Below are 16,553 nucleotides of genomic sequence, written 5' to 3' on the forward strand. Positions count from 1 at the left end.
CGGTGTCTTTTTCGCGGGCAAGCCCGCTCCCACAGACACCGCAGCTTATCCCCAGTTTCCCTGGATTTCACCGCCATTCGACAACTATGCGAATTACGCATGAACCCATCGCGCATCCTCATCAACTGCCCCGGCAGTGCGTCGTAGCCTGTTGCTGTCCCTCCCGCATTCGACAGACAGAGGTCGAGATGAATAACAAGAAACTACCCCGTTACATCGCCGTGGCGATCCTGCTCGGCATCGTCGTCGGCTGGCTGTGCAACACCTACGCAGGCTCCGCGGACGCCGCCAAGCAGATTGCAGGTTACTTCAGCCTGGTCACCGATATCTTTCTGCGCATGATCAAGATGATCATCGCCCCGCTGGTTTTCGCCACCCTGGTCGCAGGGATCAGCAGCCTGGGCAATTCCGGTTCGGTGGGGCGCATCGGCCTGCGCTCGATGATCTGGTTCGTCAGCGCCTCGGTGTTTTCCCTGGCCCTGGGCATGCTGCTGGTGAATCTGTTCCAGCCTGGCGCCCACCTGAACCTGAGCGTGGAATCAGGCCAGGCGGCAAGCGCGGTGGCGGTCAACGCCGGTGACTTCAGCCTCAAGACCTTCATCAGCCATGTGTTTCCGCGCAGCATCGCCGAAGCCATGGCCAACAACGAGATCCTGCAGATCGTGGTGTTCTCGCTGTTCTTCGGGCTGGCACTGGCGTTCGTCAAGCAACGCGGCAACACACGCATCGGCGAGCTGGTGGACGAGCTGGCCAAGGTGATGTTCCGCATCACCGACTACGTGATGATGTTCGCCCCGGTCGGTGTCTTCGCCGCGCTGGCCGCCGCCGTCACCACCCAAGGCATTGGCCTGCTGTTCGACTACGGCAAGCTGATCGGCCAGTTCTACCTGGGCATCCTGCTGCTGTGGCTGGTGCTGTTCGCGGTGGGCTACGGCTTCCTCGGGCGCCCGGTGTTCACCCTGGGCAAGCTGATCCGCGAGCCGGTGCTGCTGGCGTTCTCCACTGCGAGCAGCGAATCGGCCTACCCCAAGACCATCGATGCGCTGGAGAAATTCGGTGCACCCAAGCGCGTGTCGAGCTTCGTCCTGCCGCTGGGCTACTCGTTCAACCTCGACGGCTCGATGATGTACCAGGCCTTCGCCATCCTGTTCATCGCCCAGGCCTACAACATCGAGCTGAGCTTCACCCAGCAAGTGCTGATCCTGTTGACCCTGATGGTCACCAGCAAGGGCATGGCCGGCGTGGCGCGGGCCTCGGTGGTGGTGGTCGCGGCCACGCTGCCGATGTTCCACCTGCCCGAGGCCGGGCTGTTGCTGATCCTGGCGATCGACCAGTTCCTCGACATGGGCCGTACCGCCACCAACGTGGTGGGCAACAGCATCGCCACGGCGGTGATCGCCGACCTCGAGCGGCGTCATGACGAGGCCCCGGCGCCCGTCGAAGCTGCGCTGAAACCTGCCACCCACGCCTGATCCGGACCGCTCCATGAAAAGCCCACGCAAGACCGCCAACGCGCGCACCCTCGGCATCATCGGTGGCCTCGGCTCGCTGGCCGGTGGCGACCTGTTCCTCAAGCTGCTAAAGAGCCAGCCGCTGCTGGCCGAGCAGGGGCGCTACCACCTGCTGTTCGAGCAGCACCCGTTCAAGGACCTGGCGCTGCCGCTCAGTGCGGGCGCGAGCATGACCTCGCGCAAGCTCTATGTGTTCCAGGTCTGCCAGGGCTATGCCGACAGCGGTGCCGACGCCGTGCTGGTGCCGTGCTTCGCCAGCCATACCTTCATCGACGAACTGCGCGCCGAGCTGCAGATCGCCATCGTCGACCTGATGGCCGCGCTCAAGGCCCATGTGGCGCAGATCGCCCCGCCGGGTGCGCGCCTGGGCGTGCTGGCCTCGGACTATGTGCGCGCTTCGGGGTTGTTCGAGCGGCACTTTGCCGACGACTACGCGCTGATCCATCCCTCGCCGGTGCAGCAGGCGGCGTTGATGGAGGCGGTGTACGGGCCTGCAGGCATCAAGGCCGGACATCTGGATGGGGTGGCGCTGGAGCTGTTGCACCAGGTTTGCCTGGAACTCGAAGGCCAGGGCGCGACGCTGTTGCTGCCGGGCATGACCGAGCTGTCGTTGCTGGCGCCGGAGCTGATGCGCCGTGGCATTCACTGCGTCGATGCCAACCAGGTGTATGCCGACTTCGCCAGCGCCACCGACTCGGTGCCGAGCCGTGCGCCGTTCAAGCTGGGGATCGTCGGTGGCGTGGGGCCGGCGGCGACCGTGGACTTCATGGGCAAGGTGGTGAAGAACACCCCGGCCGGGCGTGACCAGGACCATATCAGGATGGTGGTCGAGCAGAACCCGCAGATTCCCGATCGCACCGCCAACCTGCTGCGCCAGGAGGCCGACCCGACCGTGGCGATGTACTCGACCTGCCGCCGCCTGGAAGAGGAGGGCGCCGATGCCATCGCGATTCCCTGCAATACCGCGCATGCCTATGTCGAGCGGATCCAGGAGCATCTGGCGGTGCCGATCGTCAACATGCTGAGCGAGACCATCGATTTCATTTTGCACCGCTATGGTCGCGAGGTGCGGGTGGGGCTGCTGGCGACCTCGGGCACGCTGCAAAGTGGTGTCTATCACGCGGCGGCCGAACGCGTCGGCCTGTCGTTGCTGGTGCCGGACGACGCGGCGCAGGCACGGGTGATGTGTGCGATCTATGGTGAGGAGGGCGTCAAGGCGGGGTTTACCGAGGGGCAGTGTCGGGATGACCTGCTGGCGGGCGCCGGGCAACTGGTCGCGCAGGGCGCGCGGGTGTTGATTCTGGGCTGTACCGAATTGCCGCTGATCCTGGCCCAGGCCGATGGCTTCCCCATCGACGGCGTGCAGGTGGCACTGGTCGATCCGACCGATGTGCTGGCGCGCCGCTGTGTGGGGTTGGCGCGGGAGCGCTGAGGGAGCGCAACGGACATACCCGCTCCCTCAGCAGGTGCGGGCTTCAGCCCTGGTAATCGCGCCCCTCGCGATCCAGTTGCCGGATCAACGCATCCCAGTGCCGCTGGATCCCCTCGCCAAGCCCGTCGGAAAAGCGCTTCGACTGTTCATGCACCTTGGCAATCGCCGCTGGGGAGGCGTACTGCAGTTGGTCATTGCCACCGGCCTGGGCGGCGATCTGGATGTTGCAGGCGCGCTCCAGGCCGTGCAGCTCACGGAAGGCATGTTCGACACTGATGCCGCCGGTGAGCAAGCCGTGATTGCGCAGGATCAGGATATTGCTTTGCCCCAGGTTGGCCACCAGACGCTGCTGTTCATCCAGGTCCAGCGCGACGCCCTCGTAGTCGTGATACACCACGCGGCTGTAATAGGCCAACGCATGCTGGGAGACCGGCAGCAGGCCGTCACGCTGGGCAGACACCGCCGCACCATCGCGGGTGTGGGTGTGCAGTACGGCCTTGAGGTCGGGGCGGGCGCGGTGGATGGCGCTGTGGATGACGTAGCCGGCCTGGTTGATGCCCAGGCCCAGCGGGTCGTCGATGATCGTGCCGTCGACATCCACCTTGACCAGGTTGGACGCGGTGATTTCGTCGAACAGCAGGCCGAAGGCGTTGATCAGGAAGTGCTCGTCCGGGCCGGGAACCCGTGCCGAGAAGTGCGTGTAGATGTGGTCGGTCCAGCGGAACAGGGCTGCCAGGCGATAGGCGGCGGCGAGCTTGACCCGCACCTCCCATTCCTCGGCGCTGACTCGTAGGCGCACGGCCTCCTGGCTGGGAGGTACGACGGACAGTGAACTCATGCGGTGCTCCAGTGCAAGGCAGTACGGTGTGAACAGGACCGTAGGCGTCTGGCGCAACGCTGTAAAAGTCTTTTTGGTTCTATGCTAATTATTCGTTTTAAGAATTATCTTTTTTGTTTTTATGCAAGGTGATCATTTAACCAGGTCAACTCGCTGCGTTGTTCAGCCGGGTGCCCGCCACGGCGCCGAACAGCTCCACCGGCTCCTGCAGGTTGCCCAGGTAGCGTGGGTGGAACAGCCACAGGTCGACCTGCGGCTTGAAATCGCTGACGTTGACTATATCCAGCAGGTCTCGATGGCGACTGGCAAGCAACAGCGGTTCGGGCACCAGGCCCAGGCCCTGGCCGTTGGCGACCAGCCCCAGTTGCAACTCGGTGCCGAAGGTTTCGAGGTTGATCGACAGTGACAACCCCTGTTCGCTCAATGCGCGCTGCAGCCCGGCGCGAAAGCCGCAACCATCGGGGTTGAGCACCCAGCCGCGGGTATAGCAGTCGCGCAACTTGTAGCTGCGCTTGCCGGCGCTGCCCTTGGCCGCGACCACGCGCAACGGCATGCGCGTGATGGAATGGCTGGCGATGCCTTCGGGGAAGATCTTGCCCGGTGGAAAGAGCGCCGCAGCGGCATCCAGCTCGCCGTTTTCCATGCGCGCGATCAGGCTGCTGCCCCAGCCGCTGGTGACCTGGGTGCGCAGCTCGGGGTAGGCCTGGCGGATCTGCGCCAGGGCCTCGAGCAGCACGACATCGCCCAGTGTCTGCGGCACGCCCAGGCGCAGAGTGCCGGACGGTGCGCCATCGTTGGCCACCAGTTCGCGCAGGGCGTCGATTTCACGCAGGATGGCCTTGCACTGCTCGTACACGCGCAGGCCCATGGGTGTGGGCTTGAGTGGCTTGGTGTTGCGGTCTAGCAAGGTGGCGCCGAGGTCTTCCTCGAAGTTCTGCACGCGCCGGGTGATGGCCGGTTGGGTCAGTTGCAGCGCTTCGGCGGCAAGGTTGGTCGACTGGCAACGGATGACGGCCACGAAGGCGTCCATGTCATCGATTTTCATATTCGGCGCTCACATATTGCGACTGGAGGACATACCCGCAGAGCATAATCCCGCTGGCCGGAAATGTCACAGTTCGATGAGCGAGGGAAACAGGGCGGCGCTCGCCGCCCCTGGGCGTGCGTCAGCGGGCGCTGCGTGCCCGTGCTACCCGCGAGCCGTTGGCACGCCCCAGCACGTCGCTGATGCGTTGGCCGGCGGCGACCAGCTTGTCCAGGTCGATACCGGTCTCGATACCCAGCCCCTGCAGCAGGTACAGCACATCTTCGGTGGCGATGTTGCCGGTGGCGCCCTTGGCGTAGGGGCAGCCGCCGAGCCCGGCCACCGAGCTGTCGAACACGCTGATGCCTTCGAGCAGGCTGGCATAGACATTGGCCAGGGCCTGGCCGTAGGTGTCGTGGAAGTGGCCGGCAAGCTGCTCGCGCGGCACCTGCGCCGAGACCACCTCGAACAGGCGTCGGGTATCGCCGGCGGTGCCGGTGCCGATGGTGTCGCCCAACGACACCTCGTAGCAGCCCATGTCGTGCAGGGCGCGGGCGACCGGGGCGACCTGCTCGGCGCTGACCTTGCCTTCATAGGGGCAGCCGAGCACGCAGGATACATAGCCGCGCACCTGGATACCGTGCTCGCGGGCGGCGTCCATGATCGGTTCGAAGCGCTGCAGGCTCTCGCTGATCGAGCAGTTGATGTTGCGCTGGGAGAACGCCTCGGACGCCGCGGCGAACACCGCCACCTCCTTGACCCCGGCTGCCAGTGCATCCTCGAAACCGCGCAGGTTCGGCGCCAGGGCCGCGTAGGTCACCCCGGCACGCTGACGGATACCGGCGAACACCTCGGCCGATCCAGCCATTTGCGGCACCCACTTGGGCGAGACGAAACTGCCCACCTCGATATAGGAGAGCCCGGCGTCGGTGAGGTCGTCCACCAGCCGCACCTTGTCGGCGACGCTGATGGGTTGGGCTTCGTTCTGCAGGCCGTCGCGCGGGCCGACTTCGACCAGGCGCACGTGTGCGGGCAATGACATGGCGGGGTTCCTGTGGCGAATCAACGGTTATTGTTCAGGGTGGCGGCCAGGGCCTGCTCGCAGCGCTCCTGGGCGGTGTCCAGCTCCAGGTGCATCTGCTGGATATCGAGCATCTGCTGCTCCAGTTGCGCGCGGCGTTCGGCGATCTTGGCCAGCATGCTGGTGAGCTGCTTGAGGTTGCCGCCGCTAGGGTCGTACAGCTCGATCAGCTCGCGACATTCGGCCAGCGAGAAGCCGATGCGCTTGCCGCGCAGGATCAGCTTGAGGGTCACCTTGTCACGCGCCGAATAGATGCGCTCCAGGCCGCGACGCTCGGGGCTCAGCAGACCCTGCTCCTCGTAGAAGCGGATGGCGCGGGTGGTGATGTCCAGCTCGCGGGACAGGTCGGAGATGCTGTAGGTCTGGCTGCTCATGCTCGGGCTCGGGGGTGGAATGTGAGTAAGCTAAAGGCAGGTTGACGTATACGTCAAGGTGATTGCGCAGTACCGCTGCGTCGATAGGCATTGGGCGTTTGGCCGCTGAGGCGTTTGAAGAAGCGTGCGAAGTAGGTGGGATCGCTGAAACCCAGGCTGTCGGACAACTGGCCGATGCTCATGCGCGTGTAGGTCAGGTTGCGCCGCGCTTCGAGCAGCAGGCGCTGGTGGATCACCTGCAGCGCGGTCTGCCCGCTCAGCGCGCGGCACAGCTGGTTGAGCTGCAGGCTGGTGATGCCCAGGCGAGCAGCAAACTCATCGACCGACAGGTGCTGGCGGTAATGCGCTTCGACCAGGCGCAGGTAGTGCCCGAGCAAGTGGCGGTCGCGCTCGTCGCGGTTGCGCGGTGCCTGGCCCAGTTGTTGGCGGCGGCTGATCCACACCATCAGGGCGGTCACCAGCGCCTGCAGCATGGCGGCGCGAGCGGGTGCGCTGCCCTGGTATTCCTGCTGCAAGGTGTCGATCAGCCCGCGCAGGCGCGTGCGGTCGCGGCCCAGCGGGTAGCATGCCGCCGATGCCAGCACCGCCAGGGGTGCACCCAGGCGCTGCTCGAGGTCGGCCACCAGCGCCGTACCGAAGGTCAGTACATGGCCCTGGATGTCGGCGCTGAAGCGAAAGCCATGCACCGTCAGCGGTGGCACCACCTGGATCGCTGCCTCGTGGATCTCGCTGTGTCGGCCTTCGATTTCCACCAGCGCGTGCCCGCGCTGCACGTAGAGCAACTGGAACAGTTCGGCGTGCTGGTGCGGCTTGATCTCCCAGTGGTGCAGGCGGCTGCGTGCCGGGATCGATTCGCAGTGCAGCAGATCGCTGCCGGGCCAGGCGTGGTTTTCACCATAGAGCTGGAACAGCGGTACGCCGGGAAGGGAGGATTTCATGGTCGGGACACCTGTGCGCTGATCGCACGGAATTTTGAAAAGTGCAGATTTTTCATCGGATATGACACCTTTTCAGCTTTTTGCGCCAGTAAAAATGCAGGGGCTAACCCGAATAACGTATGCCGGCTGCCGCCAGTACGGCATCGACAAGGCGAGACAACAACAATGAAAACCCAGGTTGCAATCATTGGCGCCGGCCCTTCTGGCCTGCTGCTTGGTCAACTGCTGCACAAGGCGGGCATCGACACGCTCATTCTCGAACGCCAGACCCCTGAGTACGTGCTTGGCCGGATCCGCGCCGGCGTGCTGGAGCAGGGCACCGTCGACCTGCTGCGCGAGGCCGGGGTATCGGCGCGCATGGACCGTGAAGGGCTGGTGCACGAAGGCGTCGAACTGCTGGTGGCAGGGCGTCGCCAGCGCCTGGACCTCAAGGCTCTGACCGGTGGCAAGACGGTGATGGTGTACGGCCAGACCGAAGTCACCCGCGACCTCATGCAGGCCCGCGAGCAGAGCGGGGCGCCGATCGTGTATGGCGCGAGCAACGTGCAGCCGCACGGGCTCAAGGATGAACGGCCCTACGTGACCTATGAGAAGGACGGCCAGTTGCACCGCGTCGAGTGCGATTACATCGCTGGCTGCGACGGTTTTCATGGCGTTTCGCGCCAGAGCATTCCGCAGGGTGTGCTCAAGCAGTACGAGCGGGTCTATCCGTTTGGTTGGCTGGGCTTGCTGGCCGATACCCCGCCGGTCAACCACGAGCTGATCTATGCGCATCATGACCGTGGTTTCGTATTGTGCAGCCAGCGCTCCACCACCCGCAGCCGGTACTACCTGCAGGTGCCGCTGGACGAGCGGGTGGAGAACTGGCCCGATGCGCGTTTCTGGGACGAACTCAAGGCTCGTCTGCCCGAGGATGTCGCGGCGCGCCTGGTCACCGGCCCTGCGCTGGAAAAGAGCATCGCGCCGCTGCGCAGCCTGGTGGTCGAGCCGATGCAGTACGGGCACCTGTTCCTGGTGGGGGATGCGGCGCACATCGTGCCGCCGACCGGGGCCAAGGGCCTGAACCTGGCAGCCTCGGACGTCAACTATCTGTATCGCATCCTGGTCAAGGTCTACCGCGAAGGTCGCAGCGACCTGCTGGAGCGCTACTCACCGCTGGCGCTGCGGCGGGTGTGGAAGGGCGAGCGTTTCAGTTGGTTCATGACCCAACTGCTGCATGATTTTGGCGAGCACAAGGATGCCTGGGACCAGAAGATGCAGGAGGCGGACCGGGAGTACTTCCTGTCGTCCGATGCCGGTTTGGTGAACATTGCCGAGAATTATGTGGGTTTGCCGTACGAGGAAGTGTAGGAACAACTATCTCGCTCAAAATCTAAAGGCCCGCCCAATCCCCTTGTGGGGGCGGCGGTTCGGCGCCCCGACTTGTCCCGCGAACACGGGCGTAGCCCGTGCCATCCACCGCAGCGTACTTGGCACGGGCCAGCGGTTCATCACCGCTCCAGCAACGCCACCATCTCTGCATACCCGCGCGTGCGCGCATGCTCCAGCGCCGTCACGCCATCCTTGTCGGCAATCGCCGGGTCCGCGCCGGCCGCCAGCAGCCGTCGCACAATGTCAACATGGCGCGGACCGCCGTCGCCAAGGATCACCGCCTCGAGCAAGGCGGTCCAGTGCAGCCGGTTGAGGTGGTTCACGTCCACGCCAGCATCGATCAGCATCTGCACCGTTTCCACATGGCCACGCTCCGCCGCCGGAATCAGCGCCGTGCCGCCGTAGCGGTTGGTGCTGGCGAGGTCGGCGCCGTGCGCCAGGGTCAGGCGCAGGATCTCGTTCAGGCCGCGAGCGCCGGCATACAGGTAGGGGCTGTCGTGGATGTTGTCCTTGGCGTTCACATCGGCGCCGGCCTCGATCAGCACCTTGGCCGCGTCGATGTGGTTGCCGTGGGTCGCGGCCAGCAGAGGTGTGCGCCCTTGGCCATCGCGGCTGTCGAGCGCCACCGGTTCCTTGAGCAGGCGACGGATGGCAGGTGCATCGCCGCGCTGGGCGGCATAAAGCAGGCGGGTATCCATGGACGTGGTCTCGGCGTGGGCGGCAAGGCAGGTGAAGGCCAGCAGGCAGGCAGCGAGGGTGTGGCGCATGCGTAGGGCTCCTGAGGCAAAGCCTCATCCTAGGGAAAAAGTTGCAGGCAACTGAAACGAATTATCTGGATGAGCTGTAGTGGATTTCCGAATACATCAACGTTGCCCGCCTCGAAGGGCCATGCTAGAAGTCAGCGTCATCATTTGAAAACCGAATACCCTCATGTCCATCAGCGTAAAACCGAATAGGGCTCTGTTCGATCTCGACCTGTTGCGCGCCATCGTCGTGGTCGCCGATTGCGGCAGCTTCACCACGGCTGCAGCCCGTCTGCATTCGACCCAGTCGACCATCAGCCAGAAGGTACGACGCCTCGAGGAGATGGTCGGCCATCGCCTGCTGGTGCGTGGCAACCGCGACGTGCTGCCCACCGACGCCGGGCAGACGCTGCTTGGCTATGCCAGGCACATGCTGGCGCTGAACGACCAGATGCTCGAGGCCCTGGCCGGGGCCATGGTTGGCGTCACCGTGCGCCTGGGTGTGCCCGAAGATTTCGTCGGCGGGCGAACCACCAATGCGTTGTCGGCGTTCAGCCGCCTGCACCCGCAGGTCAAGCTGGAAGTCACCAGCGGCCTGTGCCGCGACCTGAGCCAGGCCTACGACAATGGTGAACTCGATCTGGTGCTGCTCAAGCAGCGGCGCAACAGCCGCGAGGGGGTGTCCTGCTGGCCCGAGCGCCTGCAATGGATCGACAGCGTGCGCATGCCGGCCTTCGAGCTTGACCCGGTGCCCTTGGTCACCTTTCCACCGCGCGGGCTGTACCGCGAAGACATGATCCATGCCATCGAAGGCATGGGCCGGCGCTGGCGCATCAGCTTCACCAGCTCCAGCTTGTCCGGTATCCAGGCCGCGGTGGCCGACGGCATGGGCGTGAGCTTGCTGCCGCCGCGCGCGGCCACCGCCGAGCACCGAGTACTGGGGGCGGCGCAAGGTTTGCCGGAGGTGGACAGCTACGAGATCGTCATCGTCCACCGGCCAACGGCCGATGTGATGGTCAAGGCCCTGGCGCAGGTGCTGACCGAGCTGCTGGCCGGGGGTGGCATCTGAAGGCTCCGATCAGCGTCAGACGGTTGACCACCTGCGCACCACTGCGTAGCCTTGCCGCTTCGAGGTTCTCCGGCGCTGCCGGAGCTAAGACGGGAACGCGGTACAAGCCGCGGCTGCCCCCGCAACTGTAAGCACTGAACAGGGTCGACACAGCCACTGCGCCCGCGCGCGGGAAGGCGTCGTCCTGACGGCTGGAGGTCGTGCAGTGCAAGCCAGGAGACCTGCCTCGCAACGTATTCGACTTTCAACCGGGCGGGGTGATCCGGTGGCGAGCGAGCCCGGCCGGTCGGTCGTGGCTTTCGTCCCGCATGCCCGCACCATTGCTGCCAAGGGCATCGCCACATGAAAACACTGGCCAAACTTCCCGTCACCATCGTCACCGGCTTCCTCGGCTCGGGCAAGACCACCTTGCTGCGCCACATGCTCGACAACGCCCAGGGGCGACGCATCGCGGTCATCGTCAACGAGTTTGGCGAGCTGGGTATCGACGGCGAAATCCTCAAGCAGTGCAGCATCGGCTGCACCGAGGAAGAGGCCAACGGCCGCGTCTATGAGCTGGCCAACGGCTGCCTGTGCTGCACCGTGCAGGAAGAGTTCTTCCCGGTGATGCGTGAGCTGGTCGCTCGCCGTGGCGACCTGGACCACATTCTCATCGAGACCAGCGGCCTGGCCCTGCCCAAACCGCTGGTGCAAGCCTTCCAGTGGCCGGAAATCCGCAATGCCTGCACCGTCGATGCGGTAATCACCGTCGTCGACAGCCCAGCCGTGGCCGCCGGCACCTTCGCCGCCTACCCGGACCAGGTCGACGCGCAGCGCAAGCTCGACCCCAACCTGGACCACGAATCCCCGCTGCATGAGCTGTTCGCCGACCAACTGGCCAGTGCCGACCTGGTGGTGCTGAACAAGGCTGACCTGATTGACGCCGAGGGCCTGGCCAAGGTCCGCGCCGAAGTCGCCGAGGAGCTGCCGCCGGCCGTCAAGGTGATCGAGGCCAGCAGCGGTCGCCTGCCGCTGGATGTATTGCTGGGCGTGGGTGCCGAGTCCGAAGTGCACATCGATGGTCGTCGCACCCACCACGATTCGCACCACGACGGCGACGATCATGACGATCACGATCATGACGCCTTCGACTCCATCTCCATCGACCTGCCTGAAGCGGACGAAAGCCTGCTGCTCGATGCCCTGACGCAACTGGTCACCGAGTTCGGCATCCTGCGCGCCAAAGGCTTTGCCGCGATCCCCGGCAAGCCGATGCGCCTGTTGATCCAAGGTGTGGGCACGCGCTTCGACAAGCACTTCGACCGCGCCTGGCGCAGCGACGAGCCGCGCATCACCCGCCTGGTGCTGATCGGCCAGGACCTTGACGCGGCACAGTTGGAAGCGCGCCTGCGCCAGGCCCTGGGCGCCTGATCCATGCACCTGCTGCGGACCCAGCCCGGCGGCTTCGTGCCGGACGACAGCATTGCCGACCTCGGCCAGACACCCGCCGAGCTGGTGATTCTCTGCAGCGGTGACTCTCACCTGGCACTGCTCGCCGAAACCGCCGAGCAGTTGCCGGACGATTTCCCCAGCCTGCGCCTGGCCAACCCCATGCAGGTGCAGAACCACGCCTCCGTCGACCTGTACATCGATGAGGTGTTGCGCCATGCCAAGGTGATCCTGGTATCGCTGCACGGCGGTGTCGGCTACTGGCGCTATGGCGTCGAGCAGTTGGTCGAACTCGCCGCGCGTGGCGTGCACTTGATCCTGGTGCCCGGCGATGACCGCCCCGACCCGGAGCTGACACAGTTGGGCACGGTGCCGGCCGAACAGGCCGAGCGGCTCTGGCACTACCTGCGCCAGGGCGGCAAGGCCAATGCGGCCAACCTGTTCAATTGCCTGGCCAGCCAGTGGCTGGGGCGCGACTATGCCTGGGACGAACCCCAGCCGCTGCCGCGCACCACGGTCTACCACCCCGGCAAGCCCAGTGCAGGGCTTGAAGACTGGTTCCCCGAGTGGCACCCGGAGCATCCGGTGGCGCCGATCCTGTTCTACCGCTCGCACCTGCAGGCCGCCAACACCGGGTTCATCGATGTGTTTTGCCAGCGCTTGCAGGCCGCCGGGCTGAACCCGTTGCCGATCGCAGTCGCCAGTCTCAAGGAGGCGGCCTGTCTCGAACAGGTAGAGGCCTGGCTCGACGAGGTCGGCGCCGAAGTGGTCATCAACACCACAGGCTTTGCCTTGTCCAGCCCCGAGCGGCCCAACCTGCGTCCGCTGCGCCGCGACGTGCCGGTGTTGCAGGCGATCTGCGCCCAGGACAACCAGCCCGGCTGGGAAGCCAGCGAGCAGGGCTTGGGTGCGCGCGACCTGGCCATGCACATCGCCTTGCCGGAGCTGGACGGGCGCATCATCACCCGACCGGTCAGCTTCAAGGACCTGGCCTGGCGCAGCGAGCGCAGCCAGTCCGATGTGGTCTGCTACAAGGCCCACCCCGAACGCATGGATTTCGTCGCCGAGCTGGCACGGCGCTGGGTCGAGCTGGCGCGACTGCCCAATGCCCACAAGCGCGTGGCGCTGGTGCTGGCCAACTATCCGACCCGCGACGGGCGTATCGGCAATGGCGTGGGGCTCGACACGCCTGGCGCCGCGCTGAACATCCTGCATGCCCTGCAGGCCGAGGGTTATCCGGTTGCTGGCTTGCCGCAGACGGGCACGGCGCTGATTCACGAACTGCTCGGCGGCGTGACCAACGACCTGGATCACCTCGACCAGCGCCCCTGTGCCCAGAGCCTGTCTCTGGACGACTACCTCGCGGCCTTCGCCTGCCTGCCCGAGGCCAACCAGCGTGCGGTGCGCGAACGCTGGGGCGCACCTGAACAAGACCCGATGTTCCGCAGTGGCCGGATGATGATCGCCGGTCTGCGCTACGGCCTGACCTTTGTCGGTATCCAGCCGGCCCGGGGCTACCAGGTAGACCCGAGCGCGGTGTATCACGACCCGGACCTGGTGCCGCCGCATGGCTACCTGGCGTTCCATTTCTGGTTGCGCAACGGCTTTGCCGCCGATGCGCTGATCCATGTCGGAAAGCACGGCAATCTGGAGTGGCTGCCCGGCAAGGGCGTCGGGCTGTCCGCCGAGTGCTGGCCGGATGCGCTGCTCGGCCCGCTGCCGAACATCTACCCGTTCATCGTCAACGACCCCGGTGAGGGCGCCCAGGCCAAGCGCCGCACCCAGGCGGTGATCATCGACCACCTGATGCCGCCACTGACCCGCGCCGAAACCTACGGGCCGCTGCGGCATCTGGAGCAGCTGGCCGACGAATACTACGAGGCGCAACTGCTCGACCCGCGCCGCGCCCGCGAGCTGCAGCGTGACATTCTCGAACTGGTCAAGGCCAACCATATCGACCGTGACCTGCAGCTCGAAGGGCAACTGGACGATGCCGCTGTCTGGCTGCCACGCCTGGACACCTACTTGTGCGACTTGAAAGAGTCGCAGATTCGCGATGGCTTGCATGTCTTTGGCCAGTCGCCGCAAGGGCGCCTGCGCAGTGATACGCTGCTGGCGCTGCTGCGGGTCGATCGTGGTGACGGCCGTGGCGGCAATGCCAGCCTGCTGCGCGCACTGGCGCGGGCGCTGGCGTTGGGGTTCGATCCGCTGGATTGCGACCTCGGGCAAGCCTGGGAAGGGCCGCGACCTGTGCTGCTGCAGGCACTCGACCAGGCGGCGTGGCGCACCTGCGGCGACACGCGCGAGCGCCTGGAAGCGCTTGCCCTGGCCTTGATCGAAGGCCGTGAAACGGCACCGGACAGCGCGCAGTGGCAGGGCGTGCACGCCGTGCTGCAGGCGTTGAGGGAGGAGGTCGCGCCGCACCTGGATGCCTGCGGGGCCGCCGAGATCGAGGGGCTGCTGGCCGCGCTGGCCGGGCGCTTCGTGCCGGCGGGCCCCAGCGGGGCACCCAGCCGCGGACGCCTGGACGTACTGCCCACCGGGCGCAACTTCTATACCGTGGATGTGCGCAACCTGCCCACCACCACCGCCTGGCGCCTGGGCTTTGCCTCTGCCAGCCTGATCCTTGAGCGTCACCTGCAGGAGCATGGCGATCACCTGCGCCAGCTCGGGCTGTCGGTCTGGGGCACGGCGACCATGCGCACTGGCGGTGACGATATCGCCCAGGCCATGGCGCTGATGGGGGTCAGGCCGGTATGGGCCACCGGCAGCCAGCGGGTCGATGACTTCGAAATCCTGCCCCTGAGCTTGCTCGATCGCCCGCGGGTAGATGTCACCTTGCGCGTGTCGGGTTTCTTCCGCGATGCCTTCGGCAACCTGATTCGCCTGTTCGATGCGGCGGTTCAGGCCGTGGCGGCGCTGGACGAGCCGGACGACCTCAACCCGCTGGCGGCCCGCGTGCGTGCCGAGCGCCAGGCGCTGCTGGCGCAGGGTGTCGATGCCGAGCAGGCCGGGCGCCAGGCTGGCTGGCGGGTATTCGGCGCCAAGCCGGGTGCCTATGGCGCGGGTGTGCAGAACGCCATCGACGGACGCCTCTGGCAGGGGCGCGCCGACTTGGCCGAGGTCTACCTCAACCATGGCGGCTACGCCTACGGTGCCGCCGATGAAGGCACGCCGGCACGGGCCCAGTTCGCCCAGCGCCTGGGGCAGGTCCAGGCGGTGTTGCAGAACCAGGACAACCACGAGCACGACCTGCTCGACTCCAACGACTACTACCAGTTCCAGGGCGGCATGCTCGCGGCTGCAGAAACCCTGGCAGGCGCCACGGTCGCCAGCTACCACGGCGACCACAGCCAGGTCGACCGCCCGCGTATTCGCACCCTCAAGGAAGAGCTGAACCGGGTGATCCGTGCGCGTGCGCTGAACCCGAAATGGATCGACGGGGTCAAGCGTCACGGCTATAAAGGTGCCTTCGAGCTGGCGGCGACGGTCGACAACCTGTTCGCCTTCGATGCCACCACTCATCTGATCGACGATCACCATTACCAGTCGCTGGCCGATGCCTACGTGCTCGATCCGGCGACCCGAGCATTCATGCGCGAGCATAACCCGCACGCCTTGCACGATCTGACCGAACGGTTGCTGGAAGCCCAGCAGCGCGGTCTGTGGCAGGCGCCGGGCGATTACCGCGAGGCCCTCGAGCAGCAGTTGCTCGACGGCGAGGAAGAGGCCTGAAATGACCGAACCCCTGCAGTTCCCCCTGGCCGCCGTAGTAGGCGCCAAAGACCTCAAGCTGGCGCTGTGCCTGACCGCCATCGACCCGAAGATCGGCGGGGTGCTGATTGAAGGCCCGCGCGGCATGGCCAAGAGCACCTTGGCCCGGGGCCTGGCCGATCTGCTCGGTGCAGGCCCTTTCGTGACCCTGCCGCTGGGCGCGACCGAGGAGCGGCTGGTCGGTACTCTGGATCTTGATGCTGCGCTGGGGCAGGGCAAGGCACGCTTCTCGGCGGGCGTGCTGGCCCAGGCAGATGGCGGGGTGCTCTATGTGGATGAGGTCAACCTGCTGCCCGACCCTCTGGTGGATCTGCTGCTGGATGTGGCGGCCAGTGGCACCAATCGTGTCGAGCGCGACGGCATCTCGCACCGTCACCCCGCGCGTTTCGTGCTGATCGGCACCATGAATCCGGAAGAGGGCGAACTGCGTCCGCAGTTGCTCGACCGTTTCGGCTTGAACATCGCCCTCGAAGGCACGCCTGAGCCGGACGACCGTCAGCAGATCATCCGTCGCCGTCTGGCATTCGACAGCGACCCCGAGGCGTTCTGCGCGCAATGGGCAGTGGCCCAGGCGCAGTTGCGCGAACGTTGCCAGCAAGCGCGTGAGCGCCTGCCCGCCATTGCCCTGGACGACCAGGCGCTGGCCTGGATCACCGAGCGTTGTTTCGCTGCGGGTGTCGATGGCCTGCGTGCCGACCTGGTCTGGTTGCGGGCGGCACGCGCCCATGCCGCGTGGCGCGGTGCTGCGGCCATCGGCGAGGAAGATGTAGAGGCTGTGGCCGAATTTGCTTTGCGCCATCGCCGCCGTAGCGCAGAGCCGCCCGCTGGCTCGAACACGCCACCTCAGGGCGGCCAGCAGTCGCAAGACCCGAGTGGGCAAGGTGACTGGGGGGCAATGGAGGCACAACCGGTGAGCGCAGGTGCCCGGCGTGAGGTGCCGAACTGGGCAAAAAAGCCCTGAGCATCCGCG

General features: G+C 65.8%; 13 protein-coding genes and 1 riboswitch. Of the genes, 7 read left to right on the forward strand and 6 right to left on the reverse strand.

Features of this window, described 5'->3' with window-relative positions; genetic code table 11:
* Positions 1 to 188 precede the first annotated feature (188 nt).
* On the forward strand, positions 189 to 1,472 hold the full coding sequence (locus HU729_RS13180) for a dicarboxylate/amino acid:cation symporter (protein WP_186710411.1): 1,284 nt from the start codon (positions 189 to 191) through the stop codon (positions 1,470 to 1,472).
* A 13-nt stretch (positions 1,473 to 1,485) separates the two neighbouring features.
* Positions 1,486 to 2,943: an amino acid racemase gene (locus tag HU729_RS13185; protein ID WP_186710413.1), complete on the forward strand. Its 1,458-nt coding sequence runs from the start codon at positions 1,486 to 1,488 to the stop codon at positions 2,941 to 2,943.
* A 43-nt stretch (positions 2,944 to 2,986) separates the two neighbouring features.
* Here the strand turns inward: HU729_RS13185 and HU729_RS13190 are convergent, their stop codons facing one another.
* The 5 genes from HU729_RS13190 to HU729_RS13210 all read right to left on the reverse strand — a co-directional run bounded on the left by HU729_RS13190 (position 2,987) and on the right by HU729_RS13210 (position 7,198).
* Positions 2,987 to 3,781, reverse strand: a complete 795-nt coding sequence (locus HU729_RS13190) for a class II aldolase/adducin family protein (RefSeq protein WP_186665388.1) — start codon at positions 3,779 to 3,781, stop codon at positions 2,987 to 2,989.
* A 145-nt stretch (positions 3,782 to 3,926) separates the two neighbouring features.
* The gene (locus HU729_RS13195; protein WP_186665387.1) at positions 3,927 to 4,826 is read right to left on the reverse strand and encodes a LysR family transcriptional regulator; all 900 of its coding nucleotides are present in this window, start codon (positions 4,824 to 4,826) and stop codon (positions 3,927 to 3,929) included.
* 121 nt (positions 4,827 to 4,947) lie between these two features.
* Positions 4,948 to 5,847 (reverse strand): hydroxymethylglutaryl-CoA lyase, encoded by a 900-nt coding sequence (locus HU729_RS13200; protein ID WP_186665386.1) that lies wholly within the window; start codon positions 5,845 to 5,847, stop codon positions 4,948 to 4,950.
* Positions 5,848 to 5,867: 20 nt separating this feature from the next.
* Complete coding sequence (locus HU729_RS13205; protein WP_054893249.1) at positions 5,868 to 6,260, reverse strand: MerR family DNA-binding transcriptional regulator; 393 nt, start codon at positions 6,258 to 6,260, stop codon at positions 5,868 to 5,870.
* Between the two features lie 53 nt (positions 6,261 to 6,313).
* Positions 6,314 to 7,198, reverse strand: a complete 885-nt coding sequence (locus HU729_RS13210; RefSeq protein WP_186710415.1) for a helix-turn-helix domain-containing protein — start codon at positions 7,196 to 7,198, stop codon at positions 6,314 to 6,316.
* Positions 7,199 to 7,363: 165 nt separating this feature from the next.
* Between HU729_RS13210 and pobA the strand changes: the two genes are divergently transcribed.
* A complete protein-coding gene (gene pobA / locus HU729_RS13215) occupies positions 7,364 to 8,548 on the forward strand; it encodes a 4-hydroxybenzoate 3-monooxygenase (RefSeq protein WP_186710417.1) in 1,185 nt (394 codons plus the stop codon).
* Positions 8,549 to 8,688: 140 nt separating this feature from the next.
* On the opposite strand, the gene HU729_RS13220 is transcribed toward pobA, so the two are convergent.
* The gene (locus tag HU729_RS13220; protein ID WP_186665380.1) at positions 8,689 to 9,336 is read right to left on the reverse strand and encodes an ankyrin repeat domain-containing protein; all 648 of its coding nucleotides are present in this window, start codon (positions 9,334 to 9,336) and stop codon (positions 8,689 to 8,691) included.
* Between the two features lie 163 nt (positions 9,337 to 9,499).
* Here HU729_RS13220 and HU729_RS13225 point away from each other — a divergent pair, with 163 nt between their 5' ends.
* From HU729_RS13225 to HU729_RS13240, 4 genes are all read left to right on the forward strand, one after another.
* A complete protein-coding gene (locus HU729_RS13225) occupies positions 9,500 to 10,381 on the forward strand; it encodes a LysR substrate-binding domain-containing protein (protein ID WP_186710419.1) in 882 nt (293 codons plus the stop codon).
* Positions 10,382 to 10,426: 45 nt separating this feature from the next.
* A riboswitch (cobalamin riboswitch) is annotated at positions 10,427 to 10,625 on the forward strand.
* A 98-nt stretch (positions 10,626 to 10,723) separates the two neighbouring features.
* Positions 10,724 to 11,791, forward strand: coding sequence for a cobalamin biosynthesis protein CobW (gene cobW / locus HU729_RS13230; RefSeq protein WP_054893920.1), 1,068 nt, complete (start codon positions 10,724 to 10,726; stop codon positions 11,789 to 11,791).
* A 3-nt stretch (positions 11,792 to 11,794) separates the two neighbouring features.
* Positions 11,795 to 15,544 (forward strand): cobaltochelatase subunit CobN, encoded by a 3,750-nt coding sequence (gene cobN / locus HU729_RS13235; RefSeq protein WP_186710420.1) that lies wholly within the window; start codon positions 11,795 to 11,797, stop codon positions 15,542 to 15,544.
* A gap of 1 nt (position 15,545) precedes the next feature.
* Entirely contained in the window at positions 15,546 to 16,544 is a 999-nt protein-coding gene (locus HU729_RS13240) for an AAA family ATPase (protein ID WP_186710423.1), read from the forward strand.
* The last annotated feature ends 9 nt before the right edge of the window (positions 16,545 to 16,553 follow it).

Origin of the sequence: Pseudomonas sp. RW10S2 (assembly GCF_014268985.1) — a bacterium.
Lineage (GTDB): Bacteria > Pseudomonadota > Gammaproteobacteria > Pseudomonadales > Pseudomonadaceae > Aquipseudomonas > Aquipseudomonas wayambapalatensis.